The 22,152-nt window shown below is 75.4% G+C and carries 12 protein-coding genes; 9 read left to right on the top strand and 3 right to left on the bottom strand.

Annotation, left to right across the window (positions count from 1 at the left end; all coding sequences use genetic code 11):
- The first annotated feature begins 129 nt into the window (after positions 1 to 129).
- Positions 130 to 1,161 (top strand): class II fructose-bisphosphatase, encoded by a 1,032-nt coding sequence (glpX, locus tag AMK24_RS02120; protein WP_030561311.1) that lies wholly within the window; start codon positions 130 to 132, stop codon positions 1,159 to 1,161.
- Positions 1,162 to 1,233: 72 nt separating this feature from the next.
- Here the strand turns inward: glpX and AMK24_RS02125 are convergent, their stop codons facing one another.
- Both AMK24_RS02125 and AMK24_RS02130 read right to left on the bottom strand, forming a co-directional pair.
- The gene (locus tag AMK24_RS02125; protein WP_073764340.1) at positions 1,234 to 1,605 is read right to left on the bottom strand and encodes a WhiB family transcriptional regulator; all 372 of its coding nucleotides are present in this window, start codon (positions 1,603 to 1,605) and stop codon (positions 1,234 to 1,236) included.
- A gap of 165 nt (positions 1,606 to 1,770) precedes the next feature.
- The gene (locus AMK24_RS02130; protein WP_073764342.1) at positions 1,771 to 2,466 is read right to left on the bottom strand and encodes a DUF1707 SHOCT-like domain-containing protein; all 696 of its coding nucleotides are present in this window, start codon (positions 2,464 to 2,466) and stop codon (positions 1,771 to 1,773) included.
- A 174-nt stretch (positions 2,467 to 2,640) separates the two neighbouring features.
- Between AMK24_RS02130 and AMK24_RS02135 the strand changes: the two genes are divergently transcribed.
- Entirely contained in the window at positions 2,641 to 4,317 is a 1,677-nt protein-coding gene (locus tag AMK24_RS02135) for a fumarate hydratase (RefSeq protein ID WP_073764344.1), read from the top strand.
- Positions 4,318 to 4,489: 172 nt separating this feature from the next.
- Here AMK24_RS02135 and AMK24_RS02140 read toward each other — a convergent pair whose 3' ends face one another.
- The gene (locus tag AMK24_RS02140; RefSeq protein ID WP_073764346.1) at positions 4,490 to 5,491 is read right to left on the bottom strand and encodes a LuxR C-terminal-related transcriptional regulator; all 1,002 of its coding nucleotides are present in this window, start codon (positions 5,489 to 5,491) and stop codon (positions 4,490 to 4,492) included.
- A 70-nt stretch (positions 5,492 to 5,561) separates the two neighbouring features.
- Here AMK24_RS02140 and AMK24_RS02145 point away from each other — a divergent pair, with 70 nt between their 5' ends.
- The 7 genes from AMK24_RS02145 to AMK24_RS02175 all read left to right on the top strand — a co-directional run bounded on the left by AMK24_RS02145 (position 5,562) and on the right by AMK24_RS02175 (position 22,133).
- Positions 5,562 to 6,956 (top strand): MFS transporter, encoded by a 1,395-nt coding sequence (locus tag AMK24_RS02145; protein WP_073764348.1) that lies wholly within the window; start codon positions 5,562 to 5,564, stop codon positions 6,954 to 6,956.
- Complete coding sequence (locus AMK24_RS02150; protein ID WP_073764350.1) at positions 6,901 to 10,485, top strand: type I polyketide synthase; 3,585 nt, start codon at positions 6,901 to 6,903, stop codon at positions 10,483 to 10,485. The genes AMK24_RS02145 and AMK24_RS02150 overlap by 56 nt, the downstream gene beginning before the upstream one ends.
- Complete coding sequence (locus AMK24_RS02155; protein ID WP_073764352.1) at positions 10,482 to 16,445, top strand: MupA/Atu3671 family FMN-dependent luciferase-like monooxygenase; 5,964 nt, start codon at positions 10,482 to 10,484, stop codon at positions 16,443 to 16,445. The genes AMK24_RS02150 and AMK24_RS02155 overlap by 4 nt, the downstream gene beginning before the upstream one ends.
- Complete coding sequence (locus tag AMK24_RS02160; protein ID WP_073764354.1) at positions 16,442 to 17,743, top strand: M18 family aminopeptidase; 1,302 nt, start codon at positions 16,442 to 16,444, stop codon at positions 17,741 to 17,743. The genes AMK24_RS02155 and AMK24_RS02160 overlap by 4 nt, the downstream gene beginning before the upstream one ends.
- Before the next feature lie 81 nt (positions 17,744 to 17,824).
- On the top strand, positions 17,825 to 18,547 hold the full coding sequence (locus tag AMK24_RS02165; RefSeq protein ID WP_073764356.1) for a thioesterase II family protein: 723 nt from the start codon (positions 17,825 to 17,827) through the stop codon (positions 18,545 to 18,547).
- Positions 18,544 to 19,410 carry an SDR family oxidoreductase gene (locus AMK24_RS02170; RefSeq protein ID WP_073764358.1) on the top strand — a complete coding sequence of 289 codons (867 nt, stop codon included), beginning with the start codon at positions 18,544 to 18,546 and terminating at the stop codon, positions 19,408 to 19,410. Before AMK24_RS02165 ends, AMK24_RS02170 begins: the two co-directional genes overlap by 4 nt.
- Before the next feature lie 122 nt (positions 19,411 to 19,532).
- Positions 19,533 to 22,133: an amino acid adenylation domain-containing protein gene (locus AMK24_RS02175; protein ID WP_073764360.1), complete on the top strand. Its 2,601-nt coding sequence runs from the start codon at positions 19,533 to 19,535 to the stop codon at positions 22,131 to 22,133.
- The last annotated feature ends 19 nt before the right edge of the window (positions 22,134 to 22,152 follow it).

The following is a 22,152-nucleotide window of genomic DNA, read 5'->3' on the forward strand; positions in this document are numbered from 1 at the left end:
GCGGGCGCCCGCCGGAACGCGCGACGCACGGGCGCTCATGCGTGACCCGCCCTGCTCATTTTATCGACCTACCGATAGAGTCGCAGCACCCTCATATCCGGTCGTCGCCGTACAGAAAGGTGCGCTCCGATGTCCGAGCATCATCTGCCGTCCCAACTGGAGGTCTCCCCGGAGGCCCCGGACCGCAACCTGGCCCTGGAGCTGGTCCGGGTCACCGAGGCCGCCGCCATGGCGGCCGGGCGCTGGGTGGGCCGCGGCGACAAGATCGGCGCCGACGGCGCCGCCGTGAAGGCCATGCGCACCCTCGTCTCGACCGTCTCGATGAACGGCGTCGTCGTCATCGGCGAGGGCGAGAAGGACGAGGCCCCGATGCTGTTCAACGGCGAACGGGTCGGCGACGGCACCGGCGCCGAGGTCGACATCGCGGTCGATCCGATCGACGGCACCACGCTCAACGCCAAGGGCATGCCGAACGCCATCGCCGTCCTCGCGGCGGCCGACCGCGGCGCGATGTTCGACCCGTCGGCGGTGTTCTACATGGACAAGCTGGTCACCGGGCCCGAGGCGGCGGACTTCGTCGACATCAACGCGCCCGTGGCCGTGAACATCCGGCGCGTGGCCCGGGCGAAGAACTCCACGCCCGAGGACGTCACCGTGGTCATCCTCGACCGGCCCCGGCACGAGGGCATCGTCAAGGAGATCCGGGAGACCGGCGCGCGGATCAAGTTCATCTCCGACGGCGACGTCGCGGGCTCGATCATGGCCGCCCGCGAGGGCACCGGCGTCGATCTGCTGATGGGCATCGGCGGGACGCCCGAGGGCATCATCTCCGCCTGCGCCATAAAGTGCCTCGGCGGCGTCATCCAGGGCAAGCTGTGGCCCAAGGACGAGGCGGAGCGGCAGAAGGCGCTGGACGCGGGCCACGACCTGGACCGGGTGCTGTCCACCGACGACCTGGTCAGCGGGGACAACGTGTTCTTCGTGGCGACGGGGATCACGGACGGCGAGCTGATGCGCGGGGTGCGGTACCGCGCGGAGACGGCGACCACCGAGTCCATCGTGATGCGGTCCAAGTCCGGCACGATCCGGACGATCTCCTCGACCCACCGGCTGTCGAAGCTGCGCGCCTACAGCGCCATCGACTTCGACCGCGCGAAGTAGCCGAAGCCCGGCGCACGGGAAGGGGGCGGGAAGAGCGGATCAGCGCTCTTCCCGCCCCCTTCCCGTGCGCGTTCAGCCCGCCGCCGCTATGCGCTCGGCCGTCGCCGCGGTCGTCAGCTCGATGTCCCGCCGCCGTCGCCGGGCCAGCGCCACCCGTCGCTCCGCGGCGGTGAGCCCGCCCCACACCCCGTACGGCTCGGGCTGCATCAGCGCGTGCTCCCGGCAGTCCACCATGACCGGGCACCGGGCGCAGACCCGCTTGGCGGCCTCCTCGCGGGCCAGCCGGGCGGCGGTCGGTTCCTTGGAGGGGGCGAAGAACAGGCCGGCCTCATCGCTGCGGCAGGCCGCGTCGGAATGCCAGGGGCCGGCGTCGTCCTCCCGGGAGGGGGACCGCTGGGCCGGAACGGCGGCGACCTGCAGGGGCTGATGCGGCGGTTGCAGCACGGTCTACTCCTGACGACGGCTACGGCTTCGCGAGCGAGAGTCGATGCAGCACTCCCTACCCGCTGTGCGTACGCCTATGCACTCCGTGCCACCGGCGGTCGACGCACCGCAATGCGCCCTTGCGGCATTCTGGCTGATTACCGAAGGGCGTCCGCCGCCTCTTATTCAGTGCCCGAGGTGTTTGCGCAGCCGCCGCTGAAGGTCCGCGACGAACTTGCCGCGCTTCGGGCGCGCTTCGACGGAGCCGAACACGGAATAGCCGTTCACCACCACGACCGGCGCTTCCGGGTCCGCCGATTCGAGCGTCCGTACATCGAAGGCGCCGAAAACGCCGGTGCCGTTACCGCGCAGGGAAATGTTCTCCGGCACCCTCACGTCGACGCTGCCGAAGATGGACGTCGCATTGATGACGGTGAGTCGTTGGCCGAAAAGCGCCTCGGTCAGATCGATCTCCACGCTGCCGAAGAGCGCGAAGGCGTTCGTCCGGCCGCCGACCCGCCAGCGGCCCTTGCGGCTCGCGCCGCTGAAGACCGCGACCAGGTTCTCCGCCGGCCCCTCGGGGCCCGGGGGGCCGTAGGCGTACGGCTGCTGCGCGCCGGGGCGGGCGGCGGAGCCGGAAGCGGCGGGCAGGTCCCTGACCAGCGGCTGGAGTTCGCCGACGGTCTTGGCCCGGTAGACCAGGTCCACCCGCTCGGCGTGCTCGTCGGCCGTCAGCCGGCCCTCGGCCATCGCCTCGCGCAGGATGTCGGCGATCCGGTCGCGATCGGCGTCGGATGCGCGGAGGCCGTCGGCCGCCGGGGCTTCGACGGGCGGCGGGGCGGCCGGGGCGAGGGGCTGCTGGGGCTGCTTCTCTAGGTCCACCGCCCCAGCGTACCCAAACGCGATAGATCGCGACTACCCCCCGACCGGCGCGCCCCGGGCCCTTCCCCGCCGGGTTCCAGGTGAGCCTTACCTCACAGGCATCCGCCGGAGGCGGCGTTCTACCCTGGTGGACGCGCTGCCCGAGGGAGGTCAGCCGCTGTCGCCGAGTGAGGAATGGCCGTCATGGCAGAGTTTGCGTACTCCGATCTGCTCCCCCTGGGGGAGGACACCACGCCGTACCGTCTGGTGACCGCCGAAGGCGTCTCCACCTTCGAGGCCGACGGGCGTACGTTCCTCAAGGTCGAGCCGGAGGCCCTGCGCACGCTGGCCGCCGAGGCGATGCACGACATCTCGCACTACCTGCGCCCGGCCCACCTGGCGCAGCTGCGGCGGATCATCGACGACCCGGAGGCGTCCTCCAACGACAAGTTCGTGGCGCTGGACCTCCTGAAGAACGCGAACATCGCCGCCGCGGGCGTGCTCCCGATGTGCCAGGACACCGGCACGGCGATCGTCATGGGCAAGCGCGGGCAGAACGTGCTGACGGAGGGCGGTGACGAGGAGGCCCTGTCGCACGGGATCTACGACGCGTACACCAAGCTCAACCTGCGCTACTCCCAGATGGCCCCGCTGACCATGTGGGAGGAGAAGAACACCGGCTCCAACCTCCCGGCCCAGATCGAGCTGTACGCCACCGACGGCGGCGCGTACAAGTTCCTCTTCATGGCGAAGGGCGGCGGCTCGGCCAACAAGTCGTTCCTCTACCAGGAGACGAAGGCCGTCCTGAACGAGGCCTCCATGATGAAGTTCCTGGAGGAGAAGATCCGTTCGCTGGGCACTGCGGCCTGCCCGCCGTACCACCTGGCGATCGTGGTCGGCGGCACGTCGGCGGAGTTCGCGCTGAAGACCGCCAAGTACGCCTCCGCGCACTACCTGGACGAGCTGCCCGCCGAGGGCTCCCCCACCGGGCACGGCTTCCGGGACAAGGAGCTGGAGGAGAAGGTCTTCGAGCTGACGCAGAAGATCGGGATCGGCGCGCAGTTCGGCGGCAAGTACTTCTGCCACGACGTGCGCGTGGTGCGCCTGCCCCGGCACGGCGCGTCCCTGCCCGTCGCCATCGCCGTCTCCTGCTCGGCGGACCGCCAGGCCACCGCGAAGATCACCGCCGAGGGCGTCTTCCTGGAGCAGTTGGAGAAGGACCCGGCCCGCTTCCTCCCGGACACCACCGACGAGCACCTGGACGAGTCCGGGGACGTCGTGAGGATCGACCTCAACCGGCCGATGGACGAGGTGCTGGCGGAGCTGACCAAGTACCCGGTGAAGACCCGGCTCTCGCTGACCGGCCCGCTGGTCGTGGCCCGCGACATCGCGCACGCCAAGATCAAGGAGCGGCTGGACGCGGGCGAGGAGATGCCGCAGTACCTGAAGGACCACCCGGTGTACTACGCGGGCCCGGCGAAGACGCCCGAGGGGTACGCCTCCGGTTCTTTCGGCCCGACGACGGCCGGCCGGATGGACAGTTACGTGGAGCAGTTCCAGGCGGCGGGCGGCTCGAAGGTGATGCTCGCCAAGGGCAACCGCAGCAAGCAGGTCACCGACGCCTGCGACGCGCACGGCGGCTTCTACCTCGGCTCGATCGGCGGCCCGGCGGCCCGCCTCGCGCAGGACTGCATCAAGAAGGTCGAGGTCGTCGAGTACGAGGAGCTGGGCATGGAGGCGGTCTGGAGGATCGAGGTCGAGGACTTCCCCGCCTTCATCGTCGTCGACGACAAGGGCAACGACTTCTTCACCGAGCCGGCCCCGGCGCCGACGTTCACCAGCATCCCGGTGCGGGGCCCGGGCCTGGCCTGATCCATCGCCGTGCCTTCCGTGGGGGCCCGTCCGGCCGGACGGGCCCCCACGGGGTGTCCGGAGAGCCCCGACCGCCCCCGCGCGGCGGCTCTTCCCCTCCGCGGCGGGCCTCCTCTTTCCCCCGTGGCGGCCTTCCCCGGCGGGCGGTCCCCCGGCCCTCCCCGCGGCGTCCTCAGTCGTCCAGCAGGCCCGACGTCGCGACCAGGTAGCCGAGTTGGGCGCGGCTGTTGCTGCCCAGCCGCTCGGACACCTTGCGCACGTGCTCGGCCACGCTGCGGCGGCTCATGCCGATCCGGCGGGCGATGGCCGCGTCCGTCTCCCCGTTCACGACCGCCCGGAGGATGGCGCGTTGGAGGCCGGAGGTCACCACGGGCGTGCGCAGCGGCGCGCGTTCGGGGCGCACGGGGACCGCGCGCGACCACGCCTCGTCGAAGTGGCGCGCCAGGAAGCGGACCAGGGACGGGTGCCGGACGCGCAGCGCCGTCTGCGGCTCGTCGGAGAACGGGATGAAGGCGAGGTCGCGGTCGAAGACGATGAACCGGTCCATGACCTCGGGCAGCGTCCGGACCTCGGCCCCTTCGGCGGTCACCTGCTCGATGTAGGCGAGCGTGGTGCGGTCCGAGCGGACGGTGTGCTGGTAGAGGGTGCGCTGGCGGATGCCGCGCCGCAGGCTGCCCAGGTCGCGCGGGAGGGACTGCTCCAGCACGTGCGCGGGGCGCCCGCCGCCGGGGTGGGCGGTGCGGACCTCGGAGCGGCAGCCGCCGACCCCCGCCTCCAGGGCCTTGCCGATGACGGCCGCCCCGGAGAGCCGGGTCAGGGCGGGGCGTTCCGGGGGGTGCGTCTCGGCGTACAGGCCCTCGAACGCGGCGAGGGTGGCACGGGCGGAGCGCAGGGTGCGGCGCTGTTCGGCGATCGCCTCCTCGATCGGGGCGAGGGCGGCGAAGGAGGCGGTCTCCGGCGGTACCGGGACGAGGTGGCCGGGCGTCTCCCGGTCGGCCACCACCAGGTGCAGGGACCGCAGGCAGCGCGGGGCGGAGCCGTCGGGGAGGCCGCCCTCCCTCAGCGCACGGCGATAGGCCGCGAGCGCCGCCTCGCAGGGCTGTTCCGGTATCGACCGGTCCGAGGGTGATTCACGGCAATCACATACCGGTGAGGGGGATTGGTCGTCCTTCACAAGGGTGCAGATTACCTTTGTGCAAACGGGCGCCGCCCGGGCGGCGCCCGTACTCGACGAGTATGTCCGGGTGACATCGGAAAACGACGGCGCGGACAGGCCGAGGGCGAACGAACCGGGTGGCGGCGCCGGGAAGAACCGGGACGCGGCGGTCTCCGAGCGCCGTTTCCGATTCCTCGTCGCCGGATACGCGGTGTCTTCCTACGGCACATTCCTCAATATGGTGGCGCTCAATCTGTTCGTCTACGAGACGACCGGCCGGGCGCTGGCCATGGGTTTGTTCATGGCGGTGCGGCTGGCCTCGGGATTCGTCGCCGGACTGGTCGTGGGCGGACTTCTCGCCCGGTGCAGCGCGAAAAGCGTGATGTTGTGGGCGAACATCGGGCAGGGCGCCGTGATGCTGCTGCTCGTCCTGGCGCCGGACGGTCTGCTGACCGGGGCGCTGACGGCGGTCTCGGTGGTGGTCGGGGCGTGCGGGACTCTGTTCATGGTGGCGCTGCGCAGCTCGATCCCGGAGATGGTCGGCGAGGACCGCCGGGCATGGGCGAACTCGTTGTCGATCACCGGGCGTTCGCTGGCCATGGTGGCGGGGTTCGCCTCGGCGGGCGCAGTGGTCACCCTCGTCGGTTACACGGCCGCCTTCCTGGTCGACATGGCGACCTTCGCGGTGTGCGCGGCGACGGTGGCGCTGCTGCCGATCGCGGGCGGCAAGGGCGCGCCCGGCACGAGCGGGGAGAAGGCCGGGGCCGAGGAGGAGGCCGAGAGGGCCGGGGGCGGGGGCCGGTGGCGGCCGACGGCCTTCCTGGCGCTCGCCGCCGCCCCCGGTCTCGGCCTGATGGTGGCGCTGCGCGGGGTCGACGCGTTCGGCTCCTCGTCCCACAACGCGGCCCTGCCGATCTACTCGGTCTCGCTGGACGCGTCGAACCCGGCCGTGTTCGTCAGCGCGTTCTGGTGTGTGTGGGCGCTCGGCAACATCGGGGCCCAGCAGGTGGTCCAGCGGTACGCGCAGCGCACCGGACGCTCGGTGGGAGCGCTGGGTTTCGGCTACGGCACGGTGGTGATGTCGGCCGCCTTCATCGCGGCGTTCGCCGGGTTCCCGCTCGCCGTCACGGCGGTGATCGCGCTGATCGCGGGGGCCGCGGACGGCCTCACGGAGGTCTCGTACACCTCGCACCTGCAGACACTTCCGGCCACCTTGCGCGGACATGCCTTCGGACTGTCGGCCACGTTGGAGAATCTCGGTTTCGGCGTCGGCATGATCCTCGTGGCGGCGGCCCTCGACCGGTTCTCCCCGCCGATGGTGGTGGGCTGGTCCCATGGCGCCGCCATCGTCGTCGCCGTGGTGTTCCTGCTGAGGGTGGCGGGGTTGCGGCGGGCGGGACGGGCGGGGCTGCGAAAGGGAGAGGCCGTTGAGGGACGACCGGATCGCGGTGATCGGGACGGCGTTGAGGTTACCGGGGGCTGACACCTCGGAGGCGTACTGGCGCGACGTCCGGGCGGGGGTCAGCCGGGTGCGCCGGTTCACCCGGGCCGGGTTCGCGGCGGCGGGGGTGCCCGCGGAGCGGTACGAGCGGCCCGGGTTCACCGGGGCGAGCGCGCCCCTGGCGGAGGTGGACGGGTTCGACGCCGGCTTCTTCGGGATGAGCGGGCGGGAGGCCGAACTCACCGATCCGCAGCACCGGTTGTTCCTGGAGTGCTGCTTCCACGCCCTGGAGGACGCCGGGTACGCGGGCGGGAGCGGTGGGGCGGACCCGGTACGGCAGGGCGGCTCCGTACGGCAGGGGGCCGGGCGCGGGGGCGGCGGCTCCGTACGCCGGGGGCCCGGGGGCGGGCGCGGGACAGGCGGCTCCGTACGGATCGGGGTGTACGGCAGCTCCGGCTACCGCCTGTACTCGCTGCACAGCTATCTGGCGGAGAACCTGGCGGCGGAGGCCGCTTCGGACGACTGGATGACCGCCAAGCAGGTCCAGGTCGGCACCTACCCGGACTTCCTCGCCACGCGGGCGGCCTTCCGCCTCGGTCTGACCGGGCCCGCGCTCACCGTGTCCACGGCCTGTTCCAGCTCCCTGGTCTCGGTGCACCTGGCCTGCCAGGCGCTGCGCGCCGGGGACGCGGACCTGATGCTGGTGGGCTCGGCCGCGCTGCACCTGCCGCAGGTCAGCGGCCAGGTACCGGTGAAGGGCTCCACCCTCTCCCCCACCGGCGCCGTCCGGGCCTTCGACGCGGAGGCGGACGGCACGGTCGGGGGCAACGGGGCCGTCGCCGTCCTCCTCAAGCCGCTGGTCCGGGCGCTGGAGGACGGCGACACCGTGCACGCGGTGATCCTGGGCTCGGCGGTCACCAACGACGGCGCGGACAAGGGCGGCGGCACGGCCGGCGGTTCGGGTGGGGGCGCCCGCCCCCGTACGGGCCGCGGGGGGTTCGCCGCGCCCGGGGTCGCCGGGCAGCGGGACGCGGTGCTCGGGGCGTTGCGCGCGGCGGGCGTGGACGCCGCGTCGATCGGCTATGTGGAGGCGCACGGCACGGGCACGCCGAAGGGCGACCCGATCGAGTTCGCCGCCCTGACCGAGGCGTTCCGCGCCCACACCGATCGGACCGGGTTCTGTGCGCTCGGCTCGACGAAACCGGCCATCGGCCACCTGGACAGCGCGGCCGGGCTCGCCGGGCTGGTCAAGGCCGTCGAGGTGCTGCGCCACGGGGTCGTCCCCCCGCTGGTGAACTTCACCCGCCCCAACCCGGCGCTGGCGGTGGACGACAGCCCGTTCCTGCTGCCGACGCGGGAGGGCGCCTGGCCGCTGCCGGGGGTGCGGCGCGCCGGTGTGCACGCGATCGGCATGGGCGGTACCAACGCTCATGTGATCCTGGAACAGGCTCCGCAGGCCGTGCCCGCGGCGCCCGCCCCCACGCCGCCGCCCGCCCTGCTGCCGGTCTCGGCCGCCGACGGCGACGCGTTGCGGGCGTACGCCGGTGCGCTGCGCGATCACCTGGCGGACGGGTCCGCGCCCGCCCCCTCCCCCGCCGACCTGGTGACCACCACCGCGCTCGGCCGCCGGCTCCTGCCGCACCGGCTGGTGGTGACGACCGCGGACCCGGTCGCCGGACTCGACGCGTTCCTGTCCGGGGCTCCGGCGGGCGAGGCGTACACGACCGGGGTGGTGGACGGCGCCCGGCAGCCGGTGTTCCTGTTCAGCGGACAGGGCGGCGGGCATCCGGGCATGGGCGCCGAACTCGCCGCGCGCTTCCCGGTGGCGGCCGAGGTGCTGGAGGAGTGCGCCCGGGTGTACGCCGAGGAGACCGGCCGGGGCGGCTTCCTGGACCGGATCGTCGGCGGGCGGGGCCCCGAACGGTGGGACACCGCTTTCGCACAGCCGGCCCTGTTCGCCCTCCAGCTCGCCCAGGCCCGGCTGTGGGAGCGGCTCGGGGTCGTCCCGGCCCGGGTCGCCGGGCACAGTGTCGGCGCGTACGCGGCGCTCTGCGCGGCCGGGGCGCTGGAGAGCGAGGACGCGATGCGGCTGGTGTGCGGGCGCGGGCGGTTGATGGAGGAGCGGTCCGCCCCGGGGGCGATGGTCTCCGCGTTCGTCTCCCGCGACCGGGCGCGGGAGCTGCTGGCCGCCGTGTCGGGGCTGGAACTGGCCGTGGTCAACGGGGCGGACCACCACGTGCTGGGCGGCCCCGTGGGGGCGGTGGACGCGGCGCTGGCGCTGTTGGCGGCCCGGGGCGAGGCCCACGAGGTGCTGGCGGTGGACCGGGCGTTCCACACGGCGCTGCTCGACCCGGCGCTGGCGGAGTTCCGGGCGCTGGCCGGTGAGGTGGAACTCCGGCCGCTGCACACCGGGTTCGTCGACGGCATCGACGGCACGGACCGGCCCGCCGGGTGGCGGCCGGACGCCGCGTACCTGGTCGCGCAGGCCCGCCGCACGGCCGATTTCGCCGCCGTCCTGGAGCGGTTGGACGAAGGACCTCGGGCCGGTGGGCCGTTGCTGGTGGAGCTGGGGCCGTCCGCCGTGCTGACGGGGATGGTCCGCCGGTCGCTGCCGGGCGCGGTCTGCGTACCGACCCGGGACGGGGACCGGGCGGTGGCCGCGCTGCACTGCGCCGGGGCGCCGGTGGACTGGGCGGCGCTGCTCGACGGCTGCGGCGGCCGGCGCGTCCGGCTGCCCACCTACCCCTTCCAGCGCCGCTCGCACTGGAGGGGCCCGGCCCCGTACACACCGGACCCGGACCCGTCCCCCGCGCCGCTCACGCCGCCCGGTCCGGCCGCGCCCCCGGCGCCGCGTGCCCCGCTCACGCCGGTCCCGGACCCGCCTACCGCGCCGCACGTACCGCCGCCGGGTACGGCCGGTCGCGGCACCGTTCACCCCTTCCCGCTCTCCCCGGAGGACCGCATGACCGAACAGGCCGTACTGGACAGGGTGCTGGAGCTGACCGCGCGCCATCTCGGCCACCGGCCCGAGGAGGTCGAGGCCGACCGCACGTTCGTCGGGCTCGGCGCGGACTCGCTCCAGCTCATCGGGATGGTGCGGCAACTGGAGGCGGAGTTCGGCGCGGAGATCGGCATCCGGGAGGTGCTGGAGGAGGCGGGCACCCCCCGGCTGACGGCCGCGCTGATAGCGGGGCGGGCGGCCCCCGCGACGACGGGGGCCGCCGGTCCCTCCCCCGCGGCCGGGGGGCGGGGTACGGAGGCGTCGACCGCCGACGCGCCCGCCACCGCCACCGGCACCGCCACCCCCACCACCAGCACCGGCACCGGCACCGGCACCGGCGCCCGGCTCCTCGACCCGCCCGGCGCGGAGACCGCCGCCCCCGGCGCGGAGACCACGGACCCCGGCGCGGACACCGCTGCTCCCGGCGCGTCCGTCCTCGCCACCCGGGCCGAGGTCACCGCGCTGTCCGAGCAGGTACGCCGACTGGCCGAGACGCAGGCCGCGATGATCACCCAGCTCTCCGAGGCCGTCGCACTGCTGACCGCCCGCGCCGGCTCGGACGCCCGATGAGCGCGGGCGCCCCCGCGACCCCCGGTTCCGCCGCCGACGCGGTGGACCGGGCCGTCGAACTGTCGCGCGCGCTCACCGCCCGGCTCGCACAAGCCCGAGCGGAAGCAGAAGCCCGCGCGGAAGCGCAAGCGCGAGCGGGGGAAGCGGCGGGGGGCCACGCCGCGCGGCCGACCGCACCGGCCGACCGCACCGGGGAGGCGGCGCCCGCCGCCGCGTCCGGCCACGGCCCCCGTCTCGTCGTGGACGCGGCGGGCGGGATGGCGGGAGCGGGGGCCGACGCCGTCCAGCGGGCCCACACCGCGTCCCTGATCCGGCGGTTCACCGAGCGCACCCGTACCTCCAAGGAGCTGGCCCAGCGGCACCGTTCGGTGCTGGCCGACAGCCGGGCCGTCGTGGGGTTCCGGGACGCCACCAAGGAGATGCTCTACCCGATCGCCGCCCGTTCGGCCCGCGGCTCCCGGCTCACCGACGTGGACGGCAACGTCTACACCGACATCACCATGGGGTTCGGCGCGCTGCTCCTGGGCCACGAGGCGCAGCCGGTCACCGAGGCCGTGCGCCGCCACCTCGCCGACGGGCTGCGCTTCGGCCCCCGGTCCCCCGACGCCGGGGAGGCCGCCGTCCTGCTCGCCGGGCTGACCGGCATGGAGCGGGTGGCCTTCGCCTCGTCGGGCACGGAGGCGAACTCGGCGGCGATCCGGCTGGCCCGCGCCGCGACCGGGCGCGACAAGGTCGTCATGTTCCGGGGCTCGTACCACGGCCACATCGACTCCGTCCTCGGCCGCCCCGGCGGCCCCGGGCAGCACGCCGTGCCCGTGTCGCGGGGCATTCCGGCCAGTGCGGTGGCGGAGCTGATCGTGCTGGAGTACGGGGCCCAGGAGGCGTTGGAGACGATCGACGCCCTCGGAGACACGGTCGCGGCCGTGCTCGTCGAGCCGGTGCAGTGCCGCAACCCCGGTCTTCGGCCGGTGGAGTTCGTCCGGGCGCTGCGTGAACTCACCGCGCGACGCGGCATCGTGCTGCTCTTCGACGAGATGCTGACCGGCCTGCGGCCCCACCCGCGGGGCGCGCAGGACCACTTCGGGGTGGTGCCGGACCTCGCCACGTACGGCAAGGCGCTCGGGGCGGGGTTCCCGATCGGCGCGGTGGCCGGGCGGGCGGACCTCCTCGACGGGGTGGACGGCGGGTTCTGGCGGTACGGCGAGCCGGGCGGGCCCTCGCGGGAGACCACCTTCATCGGCGGGACGTACATGCAGCACCCGCTGTCGATGGCGGCGGCCCGTGCGGTCCTCGCCCACCTCTCCGAGCGGGGCCCGGGGCTCCAGAGCGGCCTGAACGCCCGCACCCGGGCGCTCGCGGACCGGCTCAACGCCTTCTTCCGCGAGGAGGAGTTCCCGCTGGAGCTGACGCACTTCGGTTCGATGTTCCGCTTCAAGCACCGCGCCGACCTGGAGTTGCTCTACCACCACCTCCAACTGCGCGGTGTGCACGTATGGGAGTGGCGCAGCTTCTACCTCTCCACCGCCCACACCGAGGAGGACGTGCACCGGGTCGCGGAGGCGGTGGAGGGGTCGCTGCGCGAGCTGCGCGAGGGCGGCTTCCTCTCCCGGCCCGCCCGCTCGTCCGCCGTGCGCCGGTCCGAGGCCCCGCGCCCCGCCCCCGGTTTCGGCGTCTACTTCTTCGGCGACTACCCGCAGAGCGAGAAGGCCGGGGCGAACGACGGGTCCGGTACGCCGGAGGCGTACGAGACCGTCCTGGAGACCGCGCGCTTCGCCGACGAGCGCGGGTTCTCCTCCGTCTGGCTTCCCGAGCGGCACTTCGACTCCTTCGGCGGGCTCTTCCCCAACCCCGCCGTGCTCGCCGCCGCCGTGGCCCGGGAGACCGGACGCATCCGGATCAACGCGGGCTCCGTCGTCCTGCCGCTGCACGATCCGGTGCGCATCGCGGAGGAGTGGTCGGTGGTCGACAACCTCTCCGGCGGCCGGGTCGGCATCGGCTGCGCCACCGGCTGGCACGCCCGGGACTTCGCCCTGCACCCGGACCGGTTCGCGGACCGGCGGCGGATCGCCTTCGACCACCTCGACGAGGTGCGGCGGCTGTGGCGCGGCGAGGCGGTGCGGCGGCGCACGGGCGAGGGCGCGGAGGCGGAGATCCGGGTCCGGCCGCGCCCGGTGCAGGAGGAGCCTCCGCTCTTCCTGGCCACCTCCGGTCAGCGGGGCTCGTACGAGGAGGCGGCCCGGCGCGGGCTCGGGGTCGTCACCAACCTGATGGGCCAGAGCGTGGAGGAGCTGGCGGCGAACATCGCGCACTACCGGCGTACCCGGGCGGAGTGCGGGCTCGATCCGGCGGCCGGGCGGGTGGCGGTGCTGGTGCACACGTACCTGGCCGACGACCATGCCACCGCACGGGCGGACGCCCTGGAGCCGATGGTGCGGTACCTGCGGTCCTCGCTGCTGATGCGCTCGGCGGCGACGGCCGCGGGGCAGCGGCGCGAGGACGTGGCGGCGGCGGGCGAGGAGGACCTGGACTACCTGTTCCGCCGGGCCTACGACCGCTACTGCGACCGGCGGGCGCTGATCGGCACGCCCGCGACCGTCGCCCCGCTCGTCGACGCGCTGCACGGGGCGGGGGTGGACGAGATCGCCGCGCTGGTCGACTTCGGGATGGACCGGGCGCGGCTGCGGTCGGGGCTGGAGCACCTGGACGCCCTGCGCCGCCGGACGGCGGAGCGGACGGCGGACCGGACCGCGGCCCGGACGCCGGAGCGGCCGGAGGACCGGCCGGAGGACCGGGCGGAGGACCGGGCGGAGGACCGGGCGGAGGACCGGACTGCGGCTGCGGCACTGGTGCAGCCCGCCGTGCGGGAGACCGTCGCGCCCGCCACCCCCGCCCAGCGCCGGCTCTGGCTGGCCGCGCAGGTGCTGGAGAACCCGGCGGCGTACAACGAGACGCAGGCCGTACGGCTGCGCGGGCCGTTGGACGTGGACGCGCTGCGGGCAGCGGTGGACGGGCTGGTCGAGCGGCACGCGGGGCTCCGGACGGTGTTCCGGGGCGAGGGGCGGGCCGGTGTCGTCCAGGTCGTCCGCGCGGGGGCGCGCGCCCCGTTGGCGGTCTCCGACGCGCGGGGGCAGGACCCGGACGGGGCGATCGCCGCGCTGCTCTCGCAGGAGAGCGGACGGGCCTACGACCTGGCCGGGGGGCCGCTGTTCACGCCCCGGCTGCTGCGGCTCGCCGCCGACGACCACGTCCTGGTCCTCGGCATGCACCACATCGTCACGGACGCGCACTCGGCCACGCTGATCGCCGGGGACCTCCGGGAGCTGTACACGGCGGCCCGCGCCGGACGTCCGCCGCTCTTCGCGCGGCCCGCCGGGACGACCCTCGGCGTCCCCGAGCCCTCCCCCGACCCGGCGGACCTGGCCTGGTGGCGGGAGCTGCTGGGCGAGAAGCCGCCGGTGCTGGTCCTGCCCACGGACCGGCCGCGCGGCCGCCGGGTGGCGGGGCGCGGCGGGGCGGTGGCCCGGACCGTGGACCGGGCGGCGGCGGACCGGCTGCGGGAGTGGAGCGGGCGGCAGGGGGCGACCCTGTTCGCCGCGCTGTGCACGGCCTGGCACCGGGTGCTGCGGCGGCGGTCGGGGCAGGACGCGTTCCTGCTGGGCACGACGTTCGGGCGGCGCCGGCCGGAGACGGCGGACACGGTGGGCTTCCATGTGGCCCTGCTGCCGCTGTCGCTGTCCGCGACCGACGCCATGCCCCCGCCGGATGCCGTACGGGCGGCGGGGCGGGCGCTGTTCGCGGCGGACGAGCACAGCGGGGTGGACCTGGACGCGCTGCTGGCGGCCGTGCACCCGGACCCGGGGAACCCGCGTCCGCTGATGCCCGTCTCGATCGATCTGGACCGTGCGGCGCTGTCCGGGGTCGCCTGGCCGGGGCTGCGCGCGGAGGCGGTGCCGGCCGGGACGGAGTCGGCTCCCCTGGAGCTGGCGCTGGTGGTCTCCCAGGCTCCGGAGGGGAGTCTGCGGCTGCGGCTGCGCTACGACGCGGACCTGTTCGACGCGGAGACGGCGGACGGGTATCTCGCCGAGCTGGCAGGGTGGTTGGACGCCTTCACGGCCGACGCGCCGGGGGGCCGACTCGCACCGCCGTCCGAACCCGCACCGCCGTCCGAGCCCGCCCGGCGCCGGGAGCACGGGGCCGGGACGGCCGCCCTCCTCCGTGAGGTCTGGGAGTCCGTTCTCGGTCTGCGCGGCTTCCCCGACGACGCCGACTTCTTCGACCTGGGCGGCAATTCGATCGCCGCGATCCGCCTGGTGAACCGGGTGCGCGACACCCTCGGCACCGCCTATCCGATGGCGGACTTCTTCGCGGAGGCCACTCTCCGGGCCATGACCGCGCAACTGGCGGGCGAAGCGCCCCCGGCGGAGGAGCCCGGCCCGGCCGTCGTCGACCGCGCCCCCGTCAGCGACCAGCAGGCCCGGATGCTCTCCGGGCACCACGCCGTGCCCGACCCGGCCGTGTGGAACGTACCGACGCGGATCACGTTCACCGGGCCGCTGGACCCGGAGGCCCTGCGGTCCGCCGTGTCCGAGGTCATCGCCCGGCACGACGCGCTGCGCACCCGGTTCGTCCGGGAGGGAGGGCCGGACGGGCCGTGGCGGCAGGAGGTGGTGGCGGCCGGGCCGGTGGCGCTGCCGGTGGAGGACCTGACCGGGCTGCCGGCCGCCGGGCGGCGCCCCCGGGCGGACGCCCTGTGCCGGGCGGACGCGGCGGCCCCCTTCGACCCGGGACGGCCCCTGCTGCCCCGGCTGCGGCTGCTGCGGGTCGAGGAGGACCGCTGGGAGCTGATGTTCGTCCTGCACCACGTGTGCGCGGACGGCTGGTCGCTGTCCCTGCTGCTCGCGGAGATCGCGGCGCTGTACACGGCCGCCGCCGCGGGCGTCCCGCACGGTCTGCCCGCCCCGGCGATGCAGGCTCCGGGGTACGCCCGGTGGCAGCGCGAGCACCAGGACCCCGGGGCGGAGGCGGAGCGGGCCGCGTTCTGCGCCCGCTACCTGGACGGGGCGCCGTCCGCCGTCCCCGTTCCCACCGACCGGCCGCGCCCGCAGAAGCTGAGCGGGCGGGGGGACACCGTGCGCGGGGTCGCGCCGGGCGCGGTGCGGGCGGCGGTGGAGGAGATGGCGGCCGCCCGGGGCACCACGCCGTTCGCGGTCGCCGCGGCGGCCCTGGGGGTGTTCCTGACCCGCCTCTCCGGGGAACCGGACATCCTGCTGAGCGTGCCGTACGCCCACCGCGAGTCCACCGCGTCGGAGTCGCTCGTGGCGATGACGTCCACCGCCGTGATGGTCCGCGTACGACTGGATCCAGCCAATCTCCAGGAGTCCTGCGCGGAGTTCGCGGCCCGGACGGGCGCGGGCGCGCTCGCCGCCATGGCCCATGTGCTGCCCACCGCGCGCATCATGCGGGCGATGCGGGAGGCGGGTGCTGTCGGCGTCCCCGACCGGGTGCCGCACATCCTGGCGTTCCAGAACTCCGTCGACACGGACGTGGAGATCCCCGGCCTGCGGGTGGAGGTGGCCGATCTGGCACCGCCGCTTTCCCGCAGCGAGCTGTGCTTCGGGCTTGCGCCGCGCCGGAACCCCGCGAAGGGTTATCGAACGTTCCTGGAATTCTCCACCGACCTGTGGGACCACGCGACCGCCCACGACCTGCTCGCCTCGTACACCGATCTGCTCGCGGAGTTCTGCGCCCGGCCCGACCGGCCGGTGCGGGAGCTCCTCGGGGAACGCCCCGCCGCGGGGTCCTCGGACCACGGCTCCGGCGGCCTGACGGCGGACGCCGCCGGACCCGGACGTCCCGGCGTGCCGCCACCCTCCCGGGCGTCGGCGGGCCCACCCGCCCCGTCCCGGCCGCACACACCCTCCCAGCCCCTGTCGAACACCGGAAAGGCGGACGCCGTATGACTCCGGCCCCCCACCGCAGCCACACCGACGACCTGCTCGCCTTCATCGCCGCCAGCCCGTCCCCCTACCACGTGGTGGCCAGTGCGGCCCAGCGCCTGGAGAAGGCCGGGTTCCGCGAACTGCGCGGCACGGACGACTGGACGGGGGCGACGGGCGGCTGCTTCGTCAGCCGCGCCGGTGCGCTGATCGCCTGGTACGTCCCCGAGGGAGCGCCCGCCCACACCCCGTTCCGGATCGTCGGCACCCACACCGACTCCCCGAACCTGCGGGTCAAGCCCTCACCGGACACCGGGAGCGCGGGCTGGCGGCAGGTCGGCGTGGAGATCTACGGCGGGGTTCCGCTGAACACCTGGCTCGACCGGGACCTCGGCATCTCCGGCCGGCTCGCCCTGCGCGGCCCCGGCGGCGTCCCGCGCGGCCGTCTGGTCCAGATCGACGAACCCCTGTTGCGCGTGCCCCAGTTGGCGATCCACCTGGACCGTTCGGTGAACGAGGGCGTGGCCCTGGACCGGCAGCGGCACATCGCGCCGATCTGGGCGCTGGGCGAGCCGCGCGAGGGCGAGCTGCTGCGCCGGGTCGCGTCGGCCGCCGGGGAGGACCCGGCGGACGTGCTGGCCTGGGACCTGATGCTGCACGACGTGCAGCCGCCCGGGTACCTGGGCGTGGACCGGGAGTTCGTGGTGGCGTCCCGGCTGGACAACCAGGTCTCGGTGCACGCCGGGGTGACGGCGCTGGTGGACGCGGCCACGGGGGCCTCGCGGCCCTCCTGCGTACCGGTGCTGGCGGCCTTCGACCACGAGGAGGTCGGCAGCGGCTCCGAGACGGGTGCGCAGAGCCCGCTGCTGGAGCGGATCCTGTCGCGGTCCGTGGCGGCGCGCGGCGGCGGCGAGGAGGACTGGTCGCGGGCGCTGGCGGGCGCGTTCTGCGTCTCCGCCGACATGGCGCACGCGGTGCACCCCAACTACGCGGAGCGGCACGACCCCGACCACCGCCCCCTCCCCAACGGTGGCCCGACGGTCAAGGTGAACGTCAACCAGCGCTACGCCACCGACTCCACCGGCATCGCGGTGTTCACGGCGGCGGCGGAGCGGGCCGGCGTCCCCTGGCAGCCGTTCGTCTCCAACAACGCGATGCCCTGCGGCACCTCGATCGGCCCTCTCACGGCGGCCCGCCTCGGCGTGACCACGGTGGACGTCGGGGTGCCGGGCCTGTCGATGCACTCGGCGCGCGAGATGTGCGGGGTGCGCGACCCGGGCCATCTCGCCGCGATCCTCACCACGATCATGGCGGGGGAATGACCGGGGGCCCGGGGGCGGCCGGGCCGCGTGAACTCGGAGAGGGGCAGCGTGAACACGGAGAGAAAGAGAGAAGGTCCGACCGTGGCCGACGACGACACCGTCCTCATCTGCCTGCCCTTCGCCGGGGCCGGCCCCTCCTTCTTCACTCCCTGGCGGAAGCTGGCGCCAGAGGGGCTGCGCATCCTCCCGGTCTCCCTGCCGGGCCGGGAGAAGCGGTTCCCGGAGCCCGCCCACACCTCGGCGGCCCCGGCCGTCGACGACGCGTACGCGCAGGTGGCGGCGGCGCTCGCGGACGGCGGCCGGGTCGTGCTGTTCGGGCACAGCATGGGGGCGGTGCTCGCGTACGAGCTGGCGCACCGGATCGAGCGGTCGGGCGGGCCGATCCGTCTGGAGGCGCTGGTCGTCAGCGGCGCGCCCGGCCCGTGGACACCGCGTACGGACCGGGCGGACGGCCTGCCGGACGAGGAGTTCGCCGCCCGGGTCCGGGCGTTCGCCGGGTACGACCATCCGGCGCTGGCCGATCCGGAGATGCGGGAGCTGCTGCTGCCGGTGCTCCGGGCGGACGTCCGGCTCCACGAGACGTATGCCCCCTCCTTCGAGGAACCGTTGAGCGTGCCCGTGCTCGCGGTCCGGGGGCGTGAGGACGCCCTGGTCGGCGCGGCGGAGGCGGCCGAGTGGGGCCGGGCGACGACCGGGAAGCTGACGGTGGCCGAACCGGCCGGCGGGCACATGTACCTCGCCGAGCGGCCGGGCGAGCTGCTGGAGCTGGTGGCCGTCGAGGTGCGCGCGGCGAGGGGCCGGTGAGCGGGGGAGGACGCGGGCCGGGGCCCGGGAGCGGTACGGGGCGGCTCGCGGGGCGGGCGGCGCTGGTCACCGGGGCGGCGCGCGGCCTCGGCCGGGCCTGTGCGCTGGCGTTCGCCCGCGAGGGGGCGGACCTGCTGCTGCTGGACGTGGCGGGCGACCTACCCGGGGTGCCCTACCCGCTCGGTTCGGCCTCCCAGCTCGCCCACACCGCCGAGGTCTGCCGGGAGTCCGGGGCCGCCGTGCTGACGCGCCGGGCCGACGTACGGGACCTGGCGGCGCTGGAGTCGGCGGCGGAGGCGGCCGAGGAGCGGTTCGGGCGGATCGACGTGCTGGTCAACAACGCCGGGATCGCGGCCCCTTCGGGCCGCCCGGCGCACGAGATCACCGAGGCCGAATGGCAGCTGATGATCGATGTGGACCTGGGCGGGGCGTGGCGGGCGATCCGCGCCGTGGGGGGCCGGATGGCGGCCCGGGGGTCCGGTTCGATCGTCAACGTCGCCTCGACGGCCGGCCTGGTGGGCTACCGGCACTTCGCCGCGTACGTCGCCGCCAAGCACGGCCTGGTCGGTCTGACGAAGGCGGTGGCCCTGGACTACGCGCCCCGCCGGGTCCGGGTGAACGCGGTGTGCCCGGGGTCGGTGCGGGACGACGAGGCGATGGAGGGCCGGATGCTGGCGGAGATCGCCCGCTCGCTGGAGGTGCCGGACGGGGAGCACCGGGCCGCCTTCGTCCGGGACCAGCCGATGAACGCGCTGGTCGAACCGGACGAGGTGGCGAACGCGGTGCTCTGGCTGGCCTCGGACGAGTCCCGGCAGGTGACGGGCAGCGTGGTCACCGTGGACGGCGGGTTCACCGCCCGCTGACACCCGTCGCCGCACCGCCCCGCCGTCGCTCCGCCCCGCACCACCGCGAGGACCGGCCCCGCCGTCGCCCCGCACCGCCCGCGAGGACCCGATACCGCCTTCTTCCGCGAGGAGTCGCGCACGTGCCGCCCGCCCACCACGCCCTGACGCTCCGACTGCCGCCGGCCACCGACGCCGCCGCCCTCGCCGCCGCGCTCACGGAGGCGGCCGAGCTGTGGTGGCCCGGGGACCGCCGCCGCCCCCGGCTGTGGACGGAGACCGTACCCGCCCCGGCCGCCTCGGCCCCGGCCGCCCGGCGACGCGAGGCCGAGGCCCGCCGTCCGCCCGCCCCGGGCCACCGGCTGCGCGCGGTGCTGCTGTGCTACGCGGAGGCGGACGGCTCTCCGGGCCCCGGGCCCGACCTCGTCCTCACCGCCGACGCCGCGGCGCTGGACGCCCGTTCGCTGCGGCTCGTCGGCCGGGTGCTGTGCGGTGGGGGGCCGGGCCCCGGGGCGGTGTCCCCGGTGGAGGGCCCGCTCGCCCCGGACCTGCGCCTGGACGCGGCGACCCGCCGCCTGGCGGGGGCCCTGGCGGTGACCGCGGGCCGGTACACGGGCGCGGTCTCGGTGCGGGTCGCCGTCCCCGTACCGGCGCGGGACCGGCCGCCCTGCGCCCTGGGGGCGCTCGACGGGTACGCGGTGCTCACGGCGGACCTCTCGCCCGGCCGTACGGTCGCGGACCTGCTCGCCACCGGGCCGACCGCCCCGGCCGGGGGCGAGGACCCGCCCGCGCTGGAGCTGGTGGCACAGGACGGGACGGGGCGCCCCGTCCTGCCGGCGGACCCGGACGCGCTCCCCGTTCCGGCCGTCCACGTGGAGCGGATATGCCGGGCGCTGGCCCACGCACCGCCCACCATGCCGCTCGGCCGGCTCGATCCGCTGAGCGAGCGGGAATCCGCCGCCCTGCTGACGGCCGGGGCGACGCGTCCGGCCCCGCCCTCCCCCCGCATCGACGAGGCGTTCGCCGCGCGGGTCGCCGCGCACCCCGACGCCCCCGCCCTCACCTGCGGCTCCGCCACCCTCTCCTACACCGGACTCGACGCCCGCGCCGAGGAGTTCGCGGACGGGCTGTACGCCCGGGGCGTCCGGCCCGGCGATCTCGTCGGGCTCTGCCTGCCCCGCTCGGCGGACCTGGTGGCGGCGATGCTCGGCATCCTGAAGGCGGGCGCCGGGTACGTACCGCTGGACCCGGAGCATCCGGCGGAGTGGCGGGAGCGCACCGCACGGGACGCGGGGGTCCGGCTGACGGTCGAGGACCCCGCCGCCCTCACAGGCCACCCGCCCCGGCCCCCCACGCCCCGCGGGACGCCCGGCTCCCCCGCCTACGCCATCCACACCTCGGGCTCCACCGGCCGCCCCAAGGGGGTCCTCGTCCCGCACGCCAACGTCACGGCTCTGGTGGAGGCCGTGCGCGAGGACTTCGCCCTCTCGCCCGACGACACCTGGACGTGCTTCCACTCGGCGGCGTTCGACTTCTCGGTGTGGGAGATCTGGGGCGCGCTGCTGACGGGCGGCCGGCTCGTGCTCGTGGACCACTGGACCACGCGCTCGCCGGAGGACTTCCACGCCCTGCTGGTACGGGAACGGGTGAGCGTGGTGAGCCAGACCCCCTCGGCGTTCGGCCAGCTCGCGGCGGCCGACCGGACGGCCGCCGAACGGCCCGCCCCGCGGCTGGTCGTCCTGGGCGGCGAACCGCTGGACGCCCGTCCGCTGCTGGGCTGGTTCGACCGGCACCCCGAGGACCGCTGCCGGGTCGTCAACATGTACGGGATCACCGAGACCACGGTCCACGTCACGGCGGCCACCGTGACCCGCCGGGAGGCCCTGGCCGGTTCCCGGTCGGTGGGACGCCCGCTGCCCGGCTGGTCGGTCCGGGTCCTGGACTCGTACGGGCGGCCGGCGCCGCCCGGCGCGCCCGGGGAGATCCACGTGGGCGGGGCGGGGGTGGCCCTCGGCTATCTGAACCGGCCCGCCGCGACCGCCGGACGCTTCGTCCCCGACCCCCTGGACCCGGCGGGAGGGCGGCTCTACCGCAGCGGTGACCTGGGGCGGCTGCTGCCGGACGGAACGCTGGAGCACCTGGGCCGGATCGACGACCAGGTGAAGGTGCGGGGGTTCCGGATCGAGCCCGGGGAGATCCGGCACGTCCTGCTGGAGGACCCGGGGGTGTCGGCGGCGGCGGTCACCGTGACCGGCGGCGGGACCGGGGACGCGGCGGCCGTGCGGATCGACGCGTACGTGGTGCCCGCCCCGGGCGCGGAGCCGGGCCCCGGGGCCGTACGGGAGCGGGCCGCCCGCCTGCTGCCCGCGCACATGGCGCCCGCGACGGTGACCGTCCTGCCGGCGCTCCCCCTCACGGCCAACGGCAAGCTGGACCCGGCCCGGCTGCCCGCGCCCGGAGGCCGCCGGTCCGCCGCCCCGGCGTCCCCCGGGCCGTCCCCCCGCGAGGACTCCCCGGCCGCCGTCCTCGCCGCCGTGTGGCGGGAGGTGCTCGGCGTCCGGGAGGTCGGCCCGGACGACGACTTCTGGGAGCTGGGCGGCAACTCCCTGTACGCGATCCGGATCGGCGCGCTCGCCCGGGAGCGCGGGCTGCCCGGCATACCGCTGCGCCGGCTGTACCTGACCCCGACGCTGGGGGCGTTGGCCGAGGCCCTGGCCGAGGAGGCCGCGGCCGGGGAAGCGTGACGCGGACGGCCCCGGCCGG

The sequence above is a fragment of the Streptomyces sp. CB02366 genome, from assembly GCF_001905905.1.
Taxonomy (GTDB): domain Bacteria; phylum Actinomycetota; class Actinomycetes; order Streptomycetales; family Streptomycetaceae; genus Streptomyces.